This window comes from Alteromonas sp. KUL42, from assembly GCF_006538325.1.
Taxonomy (GTDB): domain Bacteria; phylum Pseudomonadota; class Gammaproteobacteria; order Enterobacterales; family Alteromonadaceae; genus Alteromonas.
In genome coordinates, this window is record NZ_BJKK01000002.1 from 460,875 (window position 1) to 475,473 (window position 14,599).

Here is a 14,599-nt window from a genome sequence, read left to right on the forward strand (position 1 = left end):
TCAAGACACCATTTTAACTGGGATATCGCCTTTTGGAGACGTTGAGAAGTCCCACTTCCACGTGGAGGTAGATTGTACAATAGGTACCATATCAATACAGTCAACAGGGCATGGATCTACGCAAAGGTCACAACCTGTGCATTCTTCTGCGATAACTGTGTGCATATGTTTAGCAGCACCTAAAATAGCGTCAACAGGGCATGCTTGAATACATTTAGTACATCCAATGCACTCGTCTTCGCGAATAAAAGCAACTTTCTTTGTGTCTTCTTCGCCGTGGGCAGCATCAAGTGGTTTAGGCTCGACACCCATCAAATCAGCGAGCTTTTTAATTGTCGCTTCGCCACCTGGTGGGCACTTATTTATTTCATCACCGTTGGCGATGGCTTCTGCATAGGGTTTGCAACCTGGGTAACCACATTGCCCGCATTGGGTTTGCGGTAACACGGCATCAATTTGTTCTACTAACGGATCTCCTTCTACTTTAAAGCGAATACTTGCGTAGCCTAGAATAAGACCAAATAGGAGCGCCAAAACACCAATTGCTATAATGGCAATTACAATAGCTAAAGAAACTGTCATTAGAGCTTCACCAATCCACTAAAGCCCATAAAGGCGAGTGACATCAAACCAGCCGTTATCATGGCAATAGAAGCGCCTTTAAATGCAACAGGTACATCTGCAGCTGCTAATCGTTCGCGCATAGCAGCAAACAGGATAAGAACAAGCGAGAAGCCCACAGCAGCACCAAAACCATAAATCAAACTTTCCATAAAGTTATGCTGCTCGGTTAAATTTAACAGAGCTACACCTAGCACAGCGCAGTTAGTCGTAATAAGCGGGAGAAAGATACCCAACAATCGGTAAAGGGTAGGGCTGGTTTTATGAACAACCATTTCGGTAAACTGCACTACCACGGCGATAACAAGAATAAATGCGAGTGTGCGTAAATAGCCAATGCCTAATGGCGCGAGCAAATATGTTTCTACCAAGTAGCTTGAAGCTGAGGCAAGGGTAAGTACAAAAGTGGTTGCCATTGACATACCCATTGCGGTTTCCAGCTTGCCTGAAACCCCCATAAATGGGCATAGACCAAGGAATTTAACAAGTACGAAGTTGTTAACCAGTACTGTACCAATTAATAGCAGTAGAAATTCAGTCATTACTTACGCAATTCCTTTAAGGAATTCTGACGGACATCGCCCGTGATTTAAAAGAAAAAAGGTTGCGCCTATTATCCCTTTTTAGAACGGGTTTAACAACTTGATTGAATTAGGGTTATTTAATCTATGAAGAAGTTTGCGTAATGATGTAAAAAAGGGAGATAGTATATAGAGGTATTGAGCCAACTAAGTGGCTCCCCGAGCCCTCCTTACTGGGAACTATTAACGTACCTATGATTGAATTTAAGCGTAAGTTGCCGTCACGCTTAGTAAAAGCTGCATAGCTGTACGTTTTTTAATTAGTTCCCCTAATATTAATTTGCCCTAACGCTGCGTTTTCTGCTGCACCAAAATGGTGGTATGAAAACGGACAAAAGCAAGTTTTTAGCCCCACGCAACGACATTACATTTAAATGTGGTGTGTGTTTGCATGTGTGGGATTCTGAGCCTGAAGAAGTCATTGATGACGATATTCTGTCTCATCCCTATCGATATTTTTCTACTTGTCCGTCTTGTAGAGCCCGTTCACAGCAAATACCTTGGCAGCGAGGGTTATTTAGTAGCTATGTAAAATCAACAGGCCCGAAAACCCTAGAAGGAAAAGCGGCCTCTGCTGCAAACTTGGATGGTCACCCCACACCAGAGGAAGCGTTAAGAACGCGATTCAATGCGTTGAAACACGGCGCAGCGGCAAAGCAAGCTCTCTATTTTCCTGCTAAGCCTGGCAAATATGACGCGTGTGAAACATGTGATATCGATTTTGACTACTGTAGCCAGCAAGTGGCATGCATGCGCAAAACTGAATTATTTATGCGCCATCTGATCGCCATTGAAAGTCACGACCCAAAAATGTTGCGTGAGCACCAAGCGATGCAACAGGCTAACTTTGCCTCGTTAATGGATGACATGCTGATAAGCGTAATTAATAAAGGCGTCGTGCTAGAAACACCGGCATTCTCATTTGATAAAGACGGTGGCTTTCACCTTGCTCAGTACACTGATAGTGAAACTGGTAAGAAAACCACCATTATGGATACGAAAGCCAACCCACTGCTTAAGCATATCTTCGACCTAATGAGTAAAAACAATCTTACGCTTGCTGATTTGGGTATGACGCAAAAAGTGCGTGAAGAAAATGAAATTCAAATGGGCCGCTTACAGCAAGAAGGGAAAGATAAGCAGAGCTTGGCTGACTTCCAAAGCAAACAGCATGAATTACTTGATAGCTTGCGCGAAAAAATAGTGAATTCTCAGAATGCGCTTAGCCAAGATGAAATATTGCTAGAACATAAAAAAGCGAACGGCGATGGCTGAACGTGTTACAGCAAAAGAAAGACAGCGCCTGCAGCATTTGGCTGAAGCTGAAATTATGCGTTACAAGGGCGACCATTCCCTTTGGCATAAGCATGTTCACGATATAACACTAGATCCAATGCAGGTACTTAAGTGTTATGAAATGGATAGGTACCCAAACACCATTGACAATAGTTGTCGTCGTACAGGTAAGACCGCAGTTAAAGAAATGTGGAACCTTGAATACCTGGCAACGAATCCCGACCAAGAATTGGGCATTGTGGCGCCCAAAGAAGCACAAAGCCTGGTTAACCTTAATTACCATCTAGACGCTATTCGTCGGTCTGAAATTCTCGGTAACTTTATTGAGTACCGCAATGGCCGTAAGCAAATGAGCGATACTTATTTTAGGTTCTGCAACCGAAGCATAGCGCGAGGCTACGGTATATTCTCCCAAATCGACGGGGGCGATTTAACCTTGGCTTCTATCGAAGAAGTCGACGACTTGGACCAAGAGCGCCTTAACTCCCGTTTCCTTCTTACAATGGGTTCAACACGCCGTTTAGGTGCAGATGAAAACGCCAAAAACGAACCGATAATTAGAATTACAGGTGTTTTTAAAGGTGCGTCGGTACTTTCAAACTTGTTAGAAACGAAGAAGTACCACTTATTGCCGACGGTCGATTGTCACTTAGGCGTAGAACTTGGGATCCTAAACGGTAAGTTTATCGACGACATGAAAGTGCAGCTTTCACCCGAAGAATACATTCGCCAGCTGCTGTGCATTAATACCAGTTCTACCAACTTAATTTGGGAAAAGTATATTCGTGCAGCCATTCAGATGGGCGCAAAAACCAACATTGAAATGGTTATCCCCGAGCCTGGTACCAGATATAGAAAACGCGGTTTATTAAGTTTTGGCTACGATGCTGCAGGCCATGGCGAAAGCGCTACCGCCTCAAAGCACGCTTTTATCGTTACTGAGCAAGTGGGCAACTATGTTGTTTTCGTGTTTGCCAAAACATGGGCCGCAGGTACCGACGATTCGGTTGTTAAAAATGACTTACTTGCGTTCTGGCGTTACTTTCGCCCCGACTACGCAATAGGCGATGCTTACGGCTTAGGTATGCTTACCCAGTTAAACCACGACCTTTATTATGAAGGGCTCACCCCAGTTGATATACGAGCGATTAATGATGGTGAGTCGAATGCTTCAGCATGGAATGATTGGGCCTTTGCACCTTTGCGTTTTGAAGGCTCAATAAAACACAGCATGGCGCAAGCCTTAAGAGGAGTTTTCCACCACGGCCACGTCGTTATTCCCTACGTTGAACATTTAGAACCGTCGGGCTTAGATATCGACAGTTTAGCAATTTCAGATATGAAAACCTTTATTAAGCAACTATCGAACATCAAGCCAGAAGAAACCAGTAAGAGTTATTCAAGTTACGTCATGGTGCTAAAGAAAATAGGCGACGACTTATTTGACGCTGCTATGGCATCTGTGTGGGCGCTAGCGACAAGAGGCCAGCCGAAACCAAATACAGCCGTAATGACATCTTCTCGAAGTCGCGAAGATTTACTTGGCACTACCATTTTATTACCAGGGGTATAGAAAGTATGGGAATTATATCAACAATTAATCGAGCAATTGGTCGCCATACTTCCTCGGTAGACGCTGTAAGTAAAAGTGAAGAGTTACAGCACAAACAAAACACGCGTGGTGGAACCACGGTTAATACTGAAAACTATGTAAGACGTTTATACAACGAACTATATGTTTCCCCTGATTATAAAGCGTCAGTTCACCACATTAGAGAAATGGACCGCACTGACCCCCGTGTTAAACGAATTCATAGACGCATGGCCAGAGATGCAACAAAGAACGGTATTCGCCTGCAATGGAATGGAAAAGAAAACGACCGTATAAGTCGGCTATTCAAGTTATGGGTTAATCGTCTTGGCCTCAATAACCCTCAAAAGCTGCACTCTGACGCAAGAGGTGCAGTGATGGAAGGTGCGCTTGCAATGCAGTGGGTTGTGAATGACCAGCGAAACATGGTGTCTGGCCTTCGCATGCCAGCAGAAACCATTCTTGCTGATACGTTGCCAACTGGGCAACTTAAAAACATCGCCGCAGCGTATAAACAATTAGACCCCGTCGGTGGGTACCAGATTATTGCTGAGTTTGCTTTTTGGCAGCTTTCCGTTGTCAGAATTGACCCCGACAACTACGACGACTTTGGTTCTAATGGTCGACCTTATTTAGATGCAACACGAAAAACGTGGAAGCAGCTGCAAATGACAGAAGACGATCTAGTTATTCGCAGACGAACACGCGCCCCCCAGCGCTTTAGCCACGTTCTTGATGGTGCCACAGCGGAAGAACTTCAAAAGTATAAAAACGGCATTGAAAACGAAAAGGGTTTAATGACCACAGATTTCTATTCAAACAGAAAGGGTGGGGTAACTGGGGTTAATGGCGATGCCAACCTAGACCAAATTAACGACGTTGTGCATTTGCTCGATACGTTCTTTAGCGGCGCCCCAGCCCCAAAAGGGTTATTTGGTTATTCAGATGGGTTAAGCCGAGACATTCTAGAAGACCTTAAAAAAGACTACTTTGAAGAAATAGAGGGCCTGCAAGATACCCTTTCACAAGTTTACTTTGAAGGATTTCGCCTGCAGCTACTGTTAGCCGGAATTAATCCCGACTCTTATAACTTCAATGTGCAGTTTACCGAGCGTAAAACAGAAACTCGTAATCAGAAAGCAGACTTGGCGCTTAAGTATCAAGCGCTGGGTGTACCAGATTCACTAGTATGGGAAACGGCAGGCTTCGAACCTGCTTATGTTATGGATAAAATTAAAGACCAGAAATCAAGTGGTGATCCTTATCCTGGCGAACAAGACGATGATGATGGCACTCTAACCAATGATAGCCCAAAACTTCGTGTTAAAGTTACACCTGGTAATGAGCCTAAAGGTGAGTCTGCAACCTATGTCCGAAACGCTTAAACCCATTGGTGATAATTTAGTTGTTACTGATGAAAAAACAGTTATGTCGTCTGTTTTAGAGGTTATTGACAGTCGCCCGTCAAACCTAGCCACAGTGTTAGCTGTTGGCGAAGGTCGCGTGCTTAAAAACGGTAAACGGGCGCCGATGATAGTTAAGCCAGGGGATAGAGTTTTACTAGGTAGGTATGCTGGTTTTAGGTATGAACTTGCTGATACCACGGTTCGCCTGCTTTCTATCAATGATGTACAAGCCATATTATGAGTGAGTGATCATGAGTGAATTATCACGCAAGAAAGCAATAATAAAACGGGCACAGGCATTGGCTTTAAAAGAGTACTTTGCCCTCGACCTTAGCACGCTGGCTGAACTGCAAAGCTACTACGAAAGCAGCTTAGAAGAGGTGATAAGCATTCTCCTTTTCTACGCTGACAGTATTGGCATTATTCGCTTGCAACAGCTTTCCGCACTACGGGCCGACATAGAACGTGCACTTAATAATTTGGCAAGCCTACAAACCGAACTGCTAAACAGAAGTTTGTTGGCATCGGCCAATATTGGTGTAAAACCTTTTTTGTCACATTCAGCAGCTGAATCGGCGTTAGATATTGCCCAGCGAACAACGCGTTTCGTTAAACAATTCACTGGTGAAGACGGCTTACAGTTATCTGACCGACTTTGGATAATTAACGATAACAATAAGAATAAAGTGCTACGAGCGATAAACAGCGCGGTTATTCAAGGGCATTCAGCCAGAGAGGCCGCGGCCAATTTAGTAGCCAACAACGAGCTGCCCACTAAAGAAATTCAAAACAAGGTTAATAATGCATCTGCAGAGAAGATAGGAAACGTGCTCAAAGCACAAGGTAAGGATGAAGATGCAGCTTATTGGCAAGCCAGGCGTTTGTTTAGAACAGAGATAAATCGCGCTCATGGCATGGCTTATCAAAATAGCCTGGCAGACGATGACGACATTATAGGTACACGCTTTATACTTAGCCCCAATCATCCAAGAGTGGATATTTGCGACATGCATGCAAGCGTGAATCGATTTGGCCTAGGCAGAGGTGTTTACCCAAAAGGCAAAAATCCGTGGCCTGCTCACCCGAATACCCTTAGCTATGTAGAAGCTGTATTTACCGATGAAGTGACCGACGAAGACCGAGCCACCAAGCAAGACCGAATAGAGTGGCTAAGCAATCAATCGGGCAATATTCGCATTGGTGTATTGGGTGTTTATAAGAATAATTTACTTAAAAATGACCTGTTAAAAGAAACCATGATCAGGTCAAAAGTTAAATTATTGAAAAAGAGGTTTGGGAACTGATGTATCGGCAAAGACGGATTATTTTGTCAATCTATACGGTGAATAATTGCCACCCAACTTTCTAGAAAGCGCCGAATAATACATGTTCGCATTTAGGCACGCTGATTGCTGGTATTTATTTCCAAAGGTCAACATAAGGACAAGACCAAAATGAAAAAATCAGTAATTGTTTTAAGTTTGAGTATTTTCGCTTCGGGGCTATTTTCATCTGAAATTGCAGTGGCGGGAGAGAAGAAAGTAACAGTTAAAAAAACATCAACTGTTACTATTCCTACTACAAAAACAATCAGGCCAAAAAAACCTGATTTAGGGTTTTAGATCACTCTGATTTTTGTCCCAAGTCATATAGCGACCTAAACCTATCGCGTCAGGTCGCTTGTTATCTTTTACCACTCTATGAGCCAATAAGATTGCCAAAGTTGCGTCAGCTAAAATAACGATACTGTCGTATAGAAAATAAATGTTGATATGATTATTGGAAGCAAAAGCAGTAGTTACTTTTCCATCCGCTGGGACATCATAGTAAAGCCCATAAGCTGTAGAATAAATCGCTATAGTAAAATCTAGAACCATCCAAAACGATGCATAGCAACTTAGCATAATACCTAAATTTGTGCTTTTAATTGGGCCTACAATTTTATCTGCCGTTTTATCGCTGACACCTATTTTTTCGAAAAAATTAAGTAATGTTGCTTGTATAGACGTGTAATAAGTGAAGGCCAAATACATGGGCGTACTTGCTACGAAAAAAACCCATAGTTTTAAGTAGATTAATTCACCAGAAAGCTCTAAGAAAGCATAGAATAAATAGTGATTCACAACCAAAGTTACCCCTAAAAGAAACACGTAGCGGTTGTTTGCTTTTCCTTTCATAAAAACGCCAGCATAAAATATCACCCAAAGGCTGACGTAAAAAATTGCATATTCAATTATTGACTCTGAAGTGAAATCTCCAAGTGAAGGGCCAATACTGATTAAGCTGAAGGACAAAAATACAAAACCTATTAAGCGCACGGGTATATTAAAAGAAAACATAACTTACCCCTTCAGTAGACCTAAAAATAAATCTTTCAATTGCGATGCAATTGTTTCGTTGTCTTTGTCCTCATCAAGGAAAAATCCTGTTTTTGAGATATATAGTGACCTAATTGCACGCATTAATTTAACTTCCTTGTCAGCAGTAATCTTAGTTTCCCCAGCTTCTAGATATTGATACGATCTTAATGACATTCCTACCGATTGGGCCACTTCTTCCTGAGAGAGCCCGAATGATTCTCGTCGTTGTTTAACTAGCTTAGCTAGCGCCTTATTTCCTCTATCCATAGCCACACCTCAACCTTTTTGTATTGCGCAAAATATAACAAAAGCGCAAAACTAACAACGCAGGAAAACTGCGTTACTTACTGAATATCCGCATAAATATTGCGCTGCAATAAATCAGCGTTAATAAATTTATCTATTTTAGGTAGAGTTTTTTGCGTTATTAAACCCAAGAGAAATTCAGGGAAGAGAAAAGTGTCATTGGTTAGTTGTGCCAAATTGATGGTTATATATCTTAGAAAATTGGTTGGTCATTTTTGCCCTAACGCTGCGTTTTATGCGCTGCCACACTCAAACTAGGTTAATAATAGTTGAGTATGGACATGAGCCAACACAACCGAAAAATCCAATTGGAAGCACCTACTCCTGCAAAAACGGTGCGCTTTCTTGCCTCTGCAGTTTCGGTGGATGCCGAACAAAAAACCTCAGTGGTTACCATTACCCGAACGGGTAGATTTTATGATCCTCGCTACGGCAATTTTGAAATTAGCACCACTATGTTGCAAAGCATGGTGGACAACTTCAATAAAGGTGTTTTTGGTCAGGATATATTCATAGATAAAGCCCATAACCCAAGTGATGGTGCAGCAGGCACAATTACACGCTTATTCCTGGATGGGAACAAACTGCGTGGTGAAGTGGCGTGGACGCCTTTCGGTCAAGAACTGATTGAAAAGAAAGGTTATCGCTACTTGTCAGCGGAATTTATTGAAAATTTCGTCAGCAACGAAGAGCCCCATACCGAATTTGGTCCCACGCTTTTAGCGGCTGGTTTGGTGGTTCGCCCCTGTATTAAAAATCTAGACCGTGTAGAGCTATCAGAAAGTGAAAACTTTGATGGCATACAGCTAATTTCACAGCAGCTGGCGGTTCAATTCTCTAAGGAATCAAACGTGGATAAGTTAATTAAGTTATTTAAAGAGGCGCTTGCGAATAAAAAGCTAAGCGAATCGGCCATTGCAAAATGGGTAGAAACGGCCAAAAAAGTGCTTGAGGGAATTTCCGATGAAACCCAACAAAAAACACTCATGGCTAATTTGCAAGAAACGGCGTTAGCACTTGCTGAATCTTCACCAGAGAACGTTCCTGTTATTAACGTAACAAGTAAAGGTTTGTCTGAACCCGAAGTTAAAGCGTTGTTTGAGCAAATGGAAAAAGACAAAGCCAAAGCGTTGTCAGACACTGAAGCAAAGCGCGCTGCAAACGTTAAGCTGTTCACTGAACAGGTTAATGGAACTGAAGGCCTTTCTGATGGTGTAAAAGCGAAGCTGCTAAAATCGGCTGACCTTATTACTGCCGATATGACAGACGCCCAAGTAAAAGCACTGGCAACACAGCAAATTGTGCTGGGTGAAGAGCTAGAAGCGCAAACCAAACTGGCAGGCATGGGTTTCCAAGGCAGCAATGGCCCGATGGGCTCTGTTGTACTGGCGTCTGGTCACAATGCCAACGCAATGAAACTTGCCGAAGATGTGCGTAAGCAGCTTAAGCAAACGTCGTCATTCTCGAATGGTGCTATTCGTTTATCTGAAACTGTCGACCCGTTTGTAGATAAAGTGCTTTCTCTTTTTGATGGGCAGTATAACCAGCAGCTAAATCGCGAGTATAAGGTATTAAGTGGTGAAGAAGGTGGCATTTCTGACACATCACTGCCATATGCCTTCCGTCGTGAAGTAATTCGCGAAGCACTACATGATATGAACATTCTTCAGCTGGTAGCAGCAGAGACAGACCCTGGTGCACAAGCAACTACACAAATTCCTTATGAGCAGCGCAAGGCGTTCAAAGGCCGTAACGACGGGATAGTCTTCGAGCGTGGCGGTATTCCAAAGGCTGGTGTTACTCAAAAAATGGACATGGCATACATTAACGCAATGAAGATTGCCTTTAATGTTTCTAATGAAATGATGCACTTTACCCGCGTTAGCAATGTGAATTGGGATTCATGGGGCCGTCACGTTGCTACTTGTTCTCGTATTTTGCGTGAAATTGTTGTGCGCCGCTTAGCTAATGAAATGCTGCGTATTTCTGATAGCTTGGCAGCTGTAGCTGTAAGTGCAGAGAATATCGCTGCACAACTAGATGGCTCAAACACGGTAGTTAAGACAAGTGCGTTCCCTGTTGTTCGCCCACATCAGGTTTTCGACCTAGAAGGTAATACGGTAGGTAATACATCTAACCCTATAACCATTATGTTTGGTGCAACTGAAATCTTACCTTTTGATGGTTCAGGTAAGCAGGCCGCTGGCACTTACTACGTGCTAGCAAACTGCAACCTTGGTTATATCCAGTTTGTGGATGAAACCGGTGAAGTGGTTACGCCAAATGAAGCAACAGCCACTATTTCATATAGTCGCGCAACCAACGTTGCAATGTTCGACATTGATCTGCCAGCTGACACCAAGCTTGAACAGCACCTAAACGGTTTGTTACGTAAAATTGGTAACCGTAAAGCGGTAATGAAAGATGACCGTTTCCAAGCGCCTAACTTCCTGCTTATGAGCAATACCCTAAACGACATGTGTACTAACGCAGAACAATTCGTGGTTAGCCTTAAGCGTGACGGTAGCGACACCAACGGTATGGGCGATTTGGCGGCCATTAAAGCAATGCCAGCATGGTCAACCAATGCACCTGGTATCGATTTAGGAGACGAACGTATCTTAATGGGCCAGCGTGGTACTACTCACTATCGCGTAGCAAAAGCGTTTGCTATGAGCGAAATGCAAGAAGGGCGCGACCCTGAAACGGGTGAAATGAACGGTACCAAAGAAGCATACGGCGAAGAATACAATGCTATTCACACGCCTAAGCCACTGGCCGACCGTTACACTTCGGTTGTTGTGTACTCAGCTACTGGCCGCTAAGCCAGACATGTAACCCCAAAAAGGGCAGGCCATATTTGCCTGCCCTTTTTATTAACTGGCTAAAAGGTAAAAACCATGAAAGCAAAAGAAGCTATTACAAATACCAGTGCCGCAATAATGTTTGTAGCTGGTAAAATGATTCAACCCGGTGAAACCCGTCTTGTTGACGTTTTAAAACCGTCAAAATCACCTCAAGTGGCCACAACGTTATTTGATGCCAAAGCTACCCTGTCGACATCGGTAACTAAGTTAAAAGAGCAGTTTGAGCTGTTTACACAAGACCAACTTCATCAGCTTCATGCTGAAGAACAGCAGGGCCAAAACAGAAAAAGTGCATTAGATGCCATTTCTGATGAAATTCAGTCTCGTGAATACAGCACCGAGCTAGAAGAATTTGCATTAGCACTTTCAAGCGTTGAAGACCTAGATGCCCTGTTGCTTGATGTAGCTAACGACGACGCCAAGGTAGCAATGGTAAAGGATGAAATAGCAAAACGGGCAGAGCAGCAAAAGAATGGCAATAAATAAAGCGGACCTTGTAGCAAGCTTATTGGCATCGGTATCAAGCAGTACTAAGCTGCTTGATACTGCCGATATCACGGTAACTGATAACATTGTCGATAATGCATTAAATGCACTATCTAGGTTAGCGCCAGCAACGGGCATAGATACCATTTCATTGCAGCCTGGTGTACAAGTTTATGCCGCACCAGACAACCTTTGGGCATACAAAGAAACGTCATGGGGATTCGACCAAACTGTTGCACCATGGGAACCTGGTTATGTGTCTAGAATGCCAGATGTGACATACAACGAGGGGAATATTTACTTCAGCTTTGCGCCAACCGCGCAAATGATTAGTAATTTAGGCAGTCGATTTACCTATTTTTACTATGCTCGCTATCAGGTAAACAATGGCGCCATAGAGATAGAGCCGCGAAAACAGGCATTGCTACTTTTACTTTGCCAAATGGAAGTAATGAAATTATTAGTGCTTCGAGAGCCAGGTACGCAAGTTACTACCAAAGGAAATGCAGGTAAAATTCAGTACGGTAGCCCTAAATTAGCGTTTGATGCGTTGGAAGAGGAAGCCCACCGCGTAGCTAAATCGCTATGAATGAAATTATTCTAGACCTTAACACTCGCGCTCTTATCAACTATTTAGAGCGCAGTGTTAACGCCATCGATGGAACCACAGCAAAATTGCTTCGCCGTTTATCGCAAGAAGGTACCAGAGAAGCGAAGCGCCACACCCCTAAGGCAGAAAGTACCCTCACTAATTCAATTCGCGCTAAGCAGCAATCCGCTAGTTTTCATCAAGTGGTAGCTGGTGTTCATTATGCCAGGTATGTGGAAGAGGGCACGGGCCGCGGAGGATGGGTACCAGACCAAACTATTTTAGATTGGATGGACGTTAAAGGTATAACCCCCGACGACGAAGACATGAGCATTGAGCAGCTGGCTTATCTCATACAGACCAAAATTTTCAATCAAGGCACCCCAGCGCAGCCGTTTATGAAGCCAGCGTTTGAACATATAAAAGCGAAAGCGCCAAGCCTTGCGTTGACCTACTTTAAAACTGCATTAGAGGTTAAAACAAAATGACCCCCGAACAGCGGCTTAATACGGTTAAAGATAGCCTTCAGCAAATAGTTGGCATTCACTATGTCACACGAAATTACAGCGATTTAGACACCGAAATGGACAAGCACGAACGCATTTATGCCGTTTTGTCTTCTGGCTTTCCGCAGTTCGGTAGCTTGTACGACACTGAAGACGAAGTGCATAACTTTATGATAGTGGCCCAGCATCTGGTGAACGAGAGCACCACTGGCGAACAAAAAGAAGCCATGGAATTTTCTATGCTCGAGGTAATTAAAGAATTAGTTGCCCAAGATGGTGAAGCGAACGAACCGCTTAACCTTGAACTGGTCAGTGCCAGAACCTCGCGCCAGATGGACCCGATACACGCTTGGGTGCTATTCGAGCTACGTTTTAACGACCTATAACTTTTGCCCTAACGCTGCGCCCCCCTCATTGCCAAACTGAGCACTACAGCAAAAGGGGGCGATCATGCCTATTACAGTTACCAACTCATCTACTAAGCCAGTGCGTAGTGCTGGTGTTAACTTCGCACCAGGTGCAAATACGTTTGAAGATGGTGAGCTTTCCCATGCCCAACTAGCCCAGTTAGAGCCAGTTACGGAACTAAGCCTAAAGCACACCCAAAAGCAGGCACCTGCTGCTAAACCAGCAAAGGAGCCTAAACAATGAGCGCTAAGTATCAAAAGTATAAGGTAAAACGTCTGCTGTTAAGCATGGCGGTGTTTAACGCAGCAGCTAACCCAGCTTTAGTCGCTGGTGAAGATTATATTGCTGCAGGTGAAACGCCAAAGCATATACAAACCAAGAACGCTGAGCTTTCGCTAGAAATTGAAAGTATCGACCGGGAATTGGATGATGCTACATTGGGTTATAAACCCCAGTTGTTGGTAGGCCAGCATTTTACTATTTCAACCGAAGTGGAAATTGCTGGTTCTGGTACCGCAGGCACGGCCCCCACTTATAACGACCTTATCAAAATTAGCGCTTTCTCTGAAACAGTGAATGCCGGTACTGATGTTGAGTATGAGCAGTTAGACGATGACAGCTGGCCCGATGCCACCATTTATTTTTTTCACGCAGGTAGAAACCATAAGGTACTTTCTGCCCAAGCTAACCTAAGCGTAACAATTGCAAACGGTGCACTTCCTACTTACACCCTTACTATTACCGGTACCTATGGCGGCGTACTGAAACAAGCTATGCCCACACCATCGTTCAGCCAAATTAAGCCTGTGAAAGTGGGTAACCAATACACCACGTTTACGCTAGATGGTAGTGAATATGTGCTGGTTAACTACTCTTCTGACCAAAACAACGAAGTGAATTACACCGACTTGCCTGGTTATGAAGGTGTGAGTATTGATGATATTGCGCCAGAAGGTGAAATTGAAATTCTTGCACCTGATCACGCTGACTTCGACCCTTTCGCCATTGTGAACAGCGAAGCGGAGGTGTTTCTACCTTTCTCGCTTCAACACGGAACCACAGCAGGCAATATTGTTACCTTTTCCAACTCCCAGTTACAAATTCTAGGTGTGGGCTACGGTGAATTTGAAGGTAAGCGCACGTTCGTGATGCCGTATGGCGCCATTGGTAAAAACAAAATTACGGTGAGCTAATGCAACTTAAAATTAAACGCAAAGAAAGTGTGGTATGGCCGGTATTGGTAAATATACCGGCAGACGGTGGTGAACTTGAAGAACATCGTTTCTTCGTTCGATTTAAACGCCTATCTGAAAAAGAGTTCGACGACGCAGGCAGTAAAGGCCAAACCCCCTTACTGAAAACGGTACTGCTAGAAGCGGGTGAAACTGAAAGCGGCCTAGAAAAGCTAAGTAATGAAGACAAAACTTCGCTGCTTTCAGATACCAACTACCGTGTTGGTCTTTATAACGCCTATTTGAAAATGGATGCAGGCGTAGCGGAAAAAAACTCCTAGAGGCCGCCCAGTTTTGGGTAGGCCCTAGCGTTACACGTAGCGATAAACAGGAATACATAGCGCAACTAA

General features: G+C 43.6%; 18 protein-coding genes. 14 read left to right on the plus strand and 4 right to left on the minus strand.

What is annotated here, in order from left to right:
• On the minus strand, positions 1–582 hold the full coding sequence (gene rsxB, locus EYR97_RS04820; protein WP_131092678.1) for an electron transport complex subunit RsxB: 582 nt from the start codon (positions 580–582) through the stop codon (positions 1–3).
• The gene (rsxA, locus tag EYR97_RS04825; protein ID WP_131092679.1) at positions 582–1,163 is read right to left on the minus strand and encodes an electron transport complex subunit RsxA; all 582 of its coding nucleotides are present in this window, start codon (positions 1,161–1,163) and stop codon (positions 582–584) included. Before rsxA ends, rsxB begins: the two co-directional genes overlap by 1 nt.
• Before the next feature lie 360 nt (positions 1,164–1,523).
• On the opposite strand from rsxA, the gene EYR97_RS04830 reads away from it, so the two are divergent.
• From EYR97_RS04830 to EYR97_RS21830, 6 genes are all read left to right on the plus strand, one after another.
• Complete coding sequence (locus tag EYR97_RS04830) at positions 1,524–2,477, plus strand: hypothetical protein (protein ID WP_131092680.1); 954 nt, start codon at positions 1,524–1,526, stop codon at positions 2,475–2,477.
• Complete coding sequence (locus EYR97_RS04835; protein ID WP_131092681.1) at positions 2,470–4,071, plus strand: hypothetical protein; 1,602 nt, start codon at positions 2,470–2,472, stop codon at positions 4,069–4,071. Before EYR97_RS04830 ends, EYR97_RS04835 begins: the two co-directional genes overlap by 8 nt.
• A 5-nt stretch (positions 4,072–4,076) precedes the next feature.
• Complete coding sequence (locus tag EYR97_RS04840) at positions 4,077–5,474, plus strand: portal protein (protein ID WP_131092682.1); 1,398 nt, start codon at positions 4,077–4,079, stop codon at positions 5,472–5,474.
• Entirely contained in the window at positions 5,458–5,736 is a 279-nt protein-coding gene (locus EYR97_RS04845) for a co-chaperone GroES (RefSeq protein ID WP_131092683.1), read from the plus strand. The genes EYR97_RS04840 and EYR97_RS04845 overlap by 17 nt, the downstream gene beginning before the upstream one ends.
• A gap of 10 nt (positions 5,737–5,746) precedes the next feature.
• Positions 5,747–6,799 (plus strand): hypothetical protein, encoded by a 1,053-nt coding sequence (locus tag EYR97_RS04850; protein WP_131092684.1) that lies wholly within the window; start codon positions 5,747–5,749, stop codon positions 6,797–6,799.
• Between the two features lie 150 nt (positions 6,800–6,949).
• On the plus strand, positions 6,950–7,117 hold the full coding sequence (locus EYR97_RS21830; RefSeq protein ID WP_165477974.1) for a hypothetical protein: 168 nt from the start codon (positions 6,950–6,952) through the stop codon (positions 7,115–7,117).
• Here the strand turns inward: EYR97_RS21830 and EYR97_RS04855 are convergent.
• Entirely contained in the window at positions 7,106–7,834 is a 729-nt protein-coding gene (locus EYR97_RS04855; RefSeq protein WP_131092685.1) for a hypothetical protein, read from the minus strand. The genes EYR97_RS21830 and EYR97_RS04855 overlap by 12 nt on opposite strands.
• 3 nt (positions 7,835–7,837) lie before the next feature.
• Positions 7,838–8,122, minus strand: coding sequence for a helix-turn-helix domain-containing protein (locus EYR97_RS04860; protein ID WP_131092686.1), 285 nt, complete (start codon positions 8,120–8,122; stop codon positions 7,838–7,840).
• 320 nt (positions 8,123–8,442) lie between these two features.
• On the opposite strand from EYR97_RS04860, the gene EYR97_RS04865 reads away from it, so the two are divergent.
• The 8 genes from EYR97_RS04865 to EYR97_RS04900 all read left to right on the plus strand — a co-directional run bounded on the left by EYR97_RS04865 (position 8,443) and on the right by EYR97_RS04900 (position 14,530).
• A complete protein-coding gene (locus EYR97_RS04865) occupies positions 8,443–10,986 on the plus strand; it encodes a phage protease (protein WP_131092687.1) in 2,544 nt (847 codons plus the stop codon).
• 75 nt (positions 10,987–11,061) lie between these two features.
• Positions 11,062–11,514, plus strand: coding sequence for a hypothetical protein (locus EYR97_RS04870; RefSeq protein WP_131092688.1), 453 nt, complete (start codon positions 11,062–11,064; stop codon positions 11,512–11,514).
• Complete coding sequence (locus EYR97_RS04875; protein ID WP_131092689.1) at positions 11,501–12,103, plus strand: hypothetical protein; 603 nt, start codon at positions 11,501–11,503, stop codon at positions 12,101–12,103. Before EYR97_RS04870 ends, EYR97_RS04875 begins: the two co-directional genes overlap by 14 nt.
• Entirely contained in the window at positions 12,100–12,591 is a 492-nt protein-coding gene (locus EYR97_RS04880) for an HK97-gp10 family putative phage morphogenesis protein (protein WP_131092690.1), read from the plus strand. Before EYR97_RS04875 ends, EYR97_RS04880 begins: the two co-directional genes overlap by 4 nt.
• Positions 12,588–12,995, plus strand: a complete 408-nt coding sequence (locus EYR97_RS04885; RefSeq protein ID WP_131092691.1) for a hypothetical protein — start codon at positions 12,588–12,590, stop codon at positions 12,993–12,995. The genes EYR97_RS04880 and EYR97_RS04885 overlap by 4 nt, the downstream gene beginning before the upstream one ends.
• A 64-nt stretch (positions 12,996–13,059) precedes the next feature.
• A complete protein-coding gene (locus tag EYR97_RS04890; protein ID WP_131092692.1) occupies positions 13,060–13,260 on the plus strand; it encodes an HI1506-related protein in 201 nt (66 codons plus the stop codon).
• Positions 13,257–14,210: a hypothetical protein gene (locus EYR97_RS04895; protein WP_131092693.1), complete on the plus strand. Its 954-nt coding sequence runs from the start codon at positions 13,257–13,259 to the stop codon at positions 14,208–14,210. The genes EYR97_RS04890 and EYR97_RS04895 overlap by 4 nt, the downstream gene beginning before the upstream one ends.
• A complete protein-coding gene (locus EYR97_RS04900) occupies positions 14,210–14,530 on the plus strand; it encodes a hypothetical protein (RefSeq protein WP_131092694.1) in 321 nt (106 codons plus the stop codon). The genes EYR97_RS04895 and EYR97_RS04900 overlap by 1 nt, the downstream gene beginning before the upstream one ends.
• Positions 14,531–14,599: the final 69 nt, after the last annotated feature.

Coding starts and splice junctions, on each gene's coding strand:
- EYR97_RS04895 (WP_131092693.1), top strand. CDS start 13,257: ATGAGCGCTAAGTATCAAAAGTATAAGGTAAAACGTCTGCTGTTAAGC.
- rsxB (WP_131092678.1), bottom strand. CDS start 582: ATGACAGTTTCTTTAGCTATTGTAATTGCCATTATAGCAATTGGTGTT.
- EYR97_RS04900 (WP_131092694.1), top strand. CDS start 14,210: ATGCAACTTAAAATTAAACGCAAAGAAAGTGTGGTATGGCCGGTATTG.
- EYR97_RS04840 (WP_131092682.1), top strand. CDS start 4,077: ATGGGAATTATATCAACAATTAATCGAGCAATTGGTCGCCATACTTCC.
- EYR97_RS04835 (WP_131092681.1), top strand. CDS start 2,470: ATGGCTGAACGTGTTACAGCAAAAGAAAGACAGCGCCTGCAGCATTTG.
- EYR97_RS04845 (WP_131092683.1), top strand. CDS start 5,458: ATGTCCGAAACGCTTAAACCCATTGGTGATAATTTAGTTGTTACTGAT.
- rsxA (WP_131092679.1), bottom strand. CDS start 1,163: ATGACTGAATTTCTACTGCTATTAATTGGTACAGTACTGGTTAACAAC.
- EYR97_RS04860 (WP_131092686.1), bottom strand. CDS start 8,122: ATGGATAGAGGAAATAAGGCGCTAGCTAAGCTAGTTAAACAACGACGA.
- EYR97_RS04875 (WP_131092689.1), top strand. CDS start 11,501: ATGGCAATAAATAAAGCGGACCTTGTAGCAAGCTTATTGGCATCGGTA.
- EYR97_RS04890 (WP_131092692.1), top strand. CDS start 13,060: ATGCCTATTACAGTTACCAACTCATCTACTAAGCCAGTGCGTAGTGCT.
- EYR97_RS04885 (WP_131092691.1), top strand. CDS start 12,588: ATGACCCCCGAACAGCGGCTTAATACGGTTAAAGATAGCCTTCAGCAA.
- EYR97_RS04880 (WP_131092690.1), top strand. CDS start 12,100: ATGAATGAAATTATTCTAGACCTTAACACTCGCGCTCTTATCAACTAT.
- EYR97_RS21830 (WP_165477974.1), top strand. CDS start 6,950: ATGAAAAAATCAGTAATTGTTTTAAGTTTGAGTATTTTCGCTTCGGGG.
- EYR97_RS04870 (WP_131092688.1), top strand. CDS start 11,062: ATGAAAGCAAAAGAAGCTATTACAAATACCAGTGCCGCAATAATGTTT.
- EYR97_RS04855 (WP_131092685.1), bottom strand. CDS start 7,834: ATGTTTTCTTTTAATATACCCGTGCGCTTAATAGGTTTTGTATTTTTG.
- EYR97_RS04865 (WP_131092687.1), top strand. CDS start 8,443: ATGAGCCAACACAACCGAAAAATCCAATTGGAAGCACCTACTCCTGCA.
- EYR97_RS04850 (WP_131092684.1), top strand. CDS start 5,747: ATGAGTGAATTATCACGCAAGAAAGCAATAATAAAACGGGCACAGGCA.
- EYR97_RS04830 (WP_131092680.1), top strand. CDS start 1,524: ATGAAAACGGACAAAAGCAAGTTTTTAGCCCCACGCAACGACATTACA.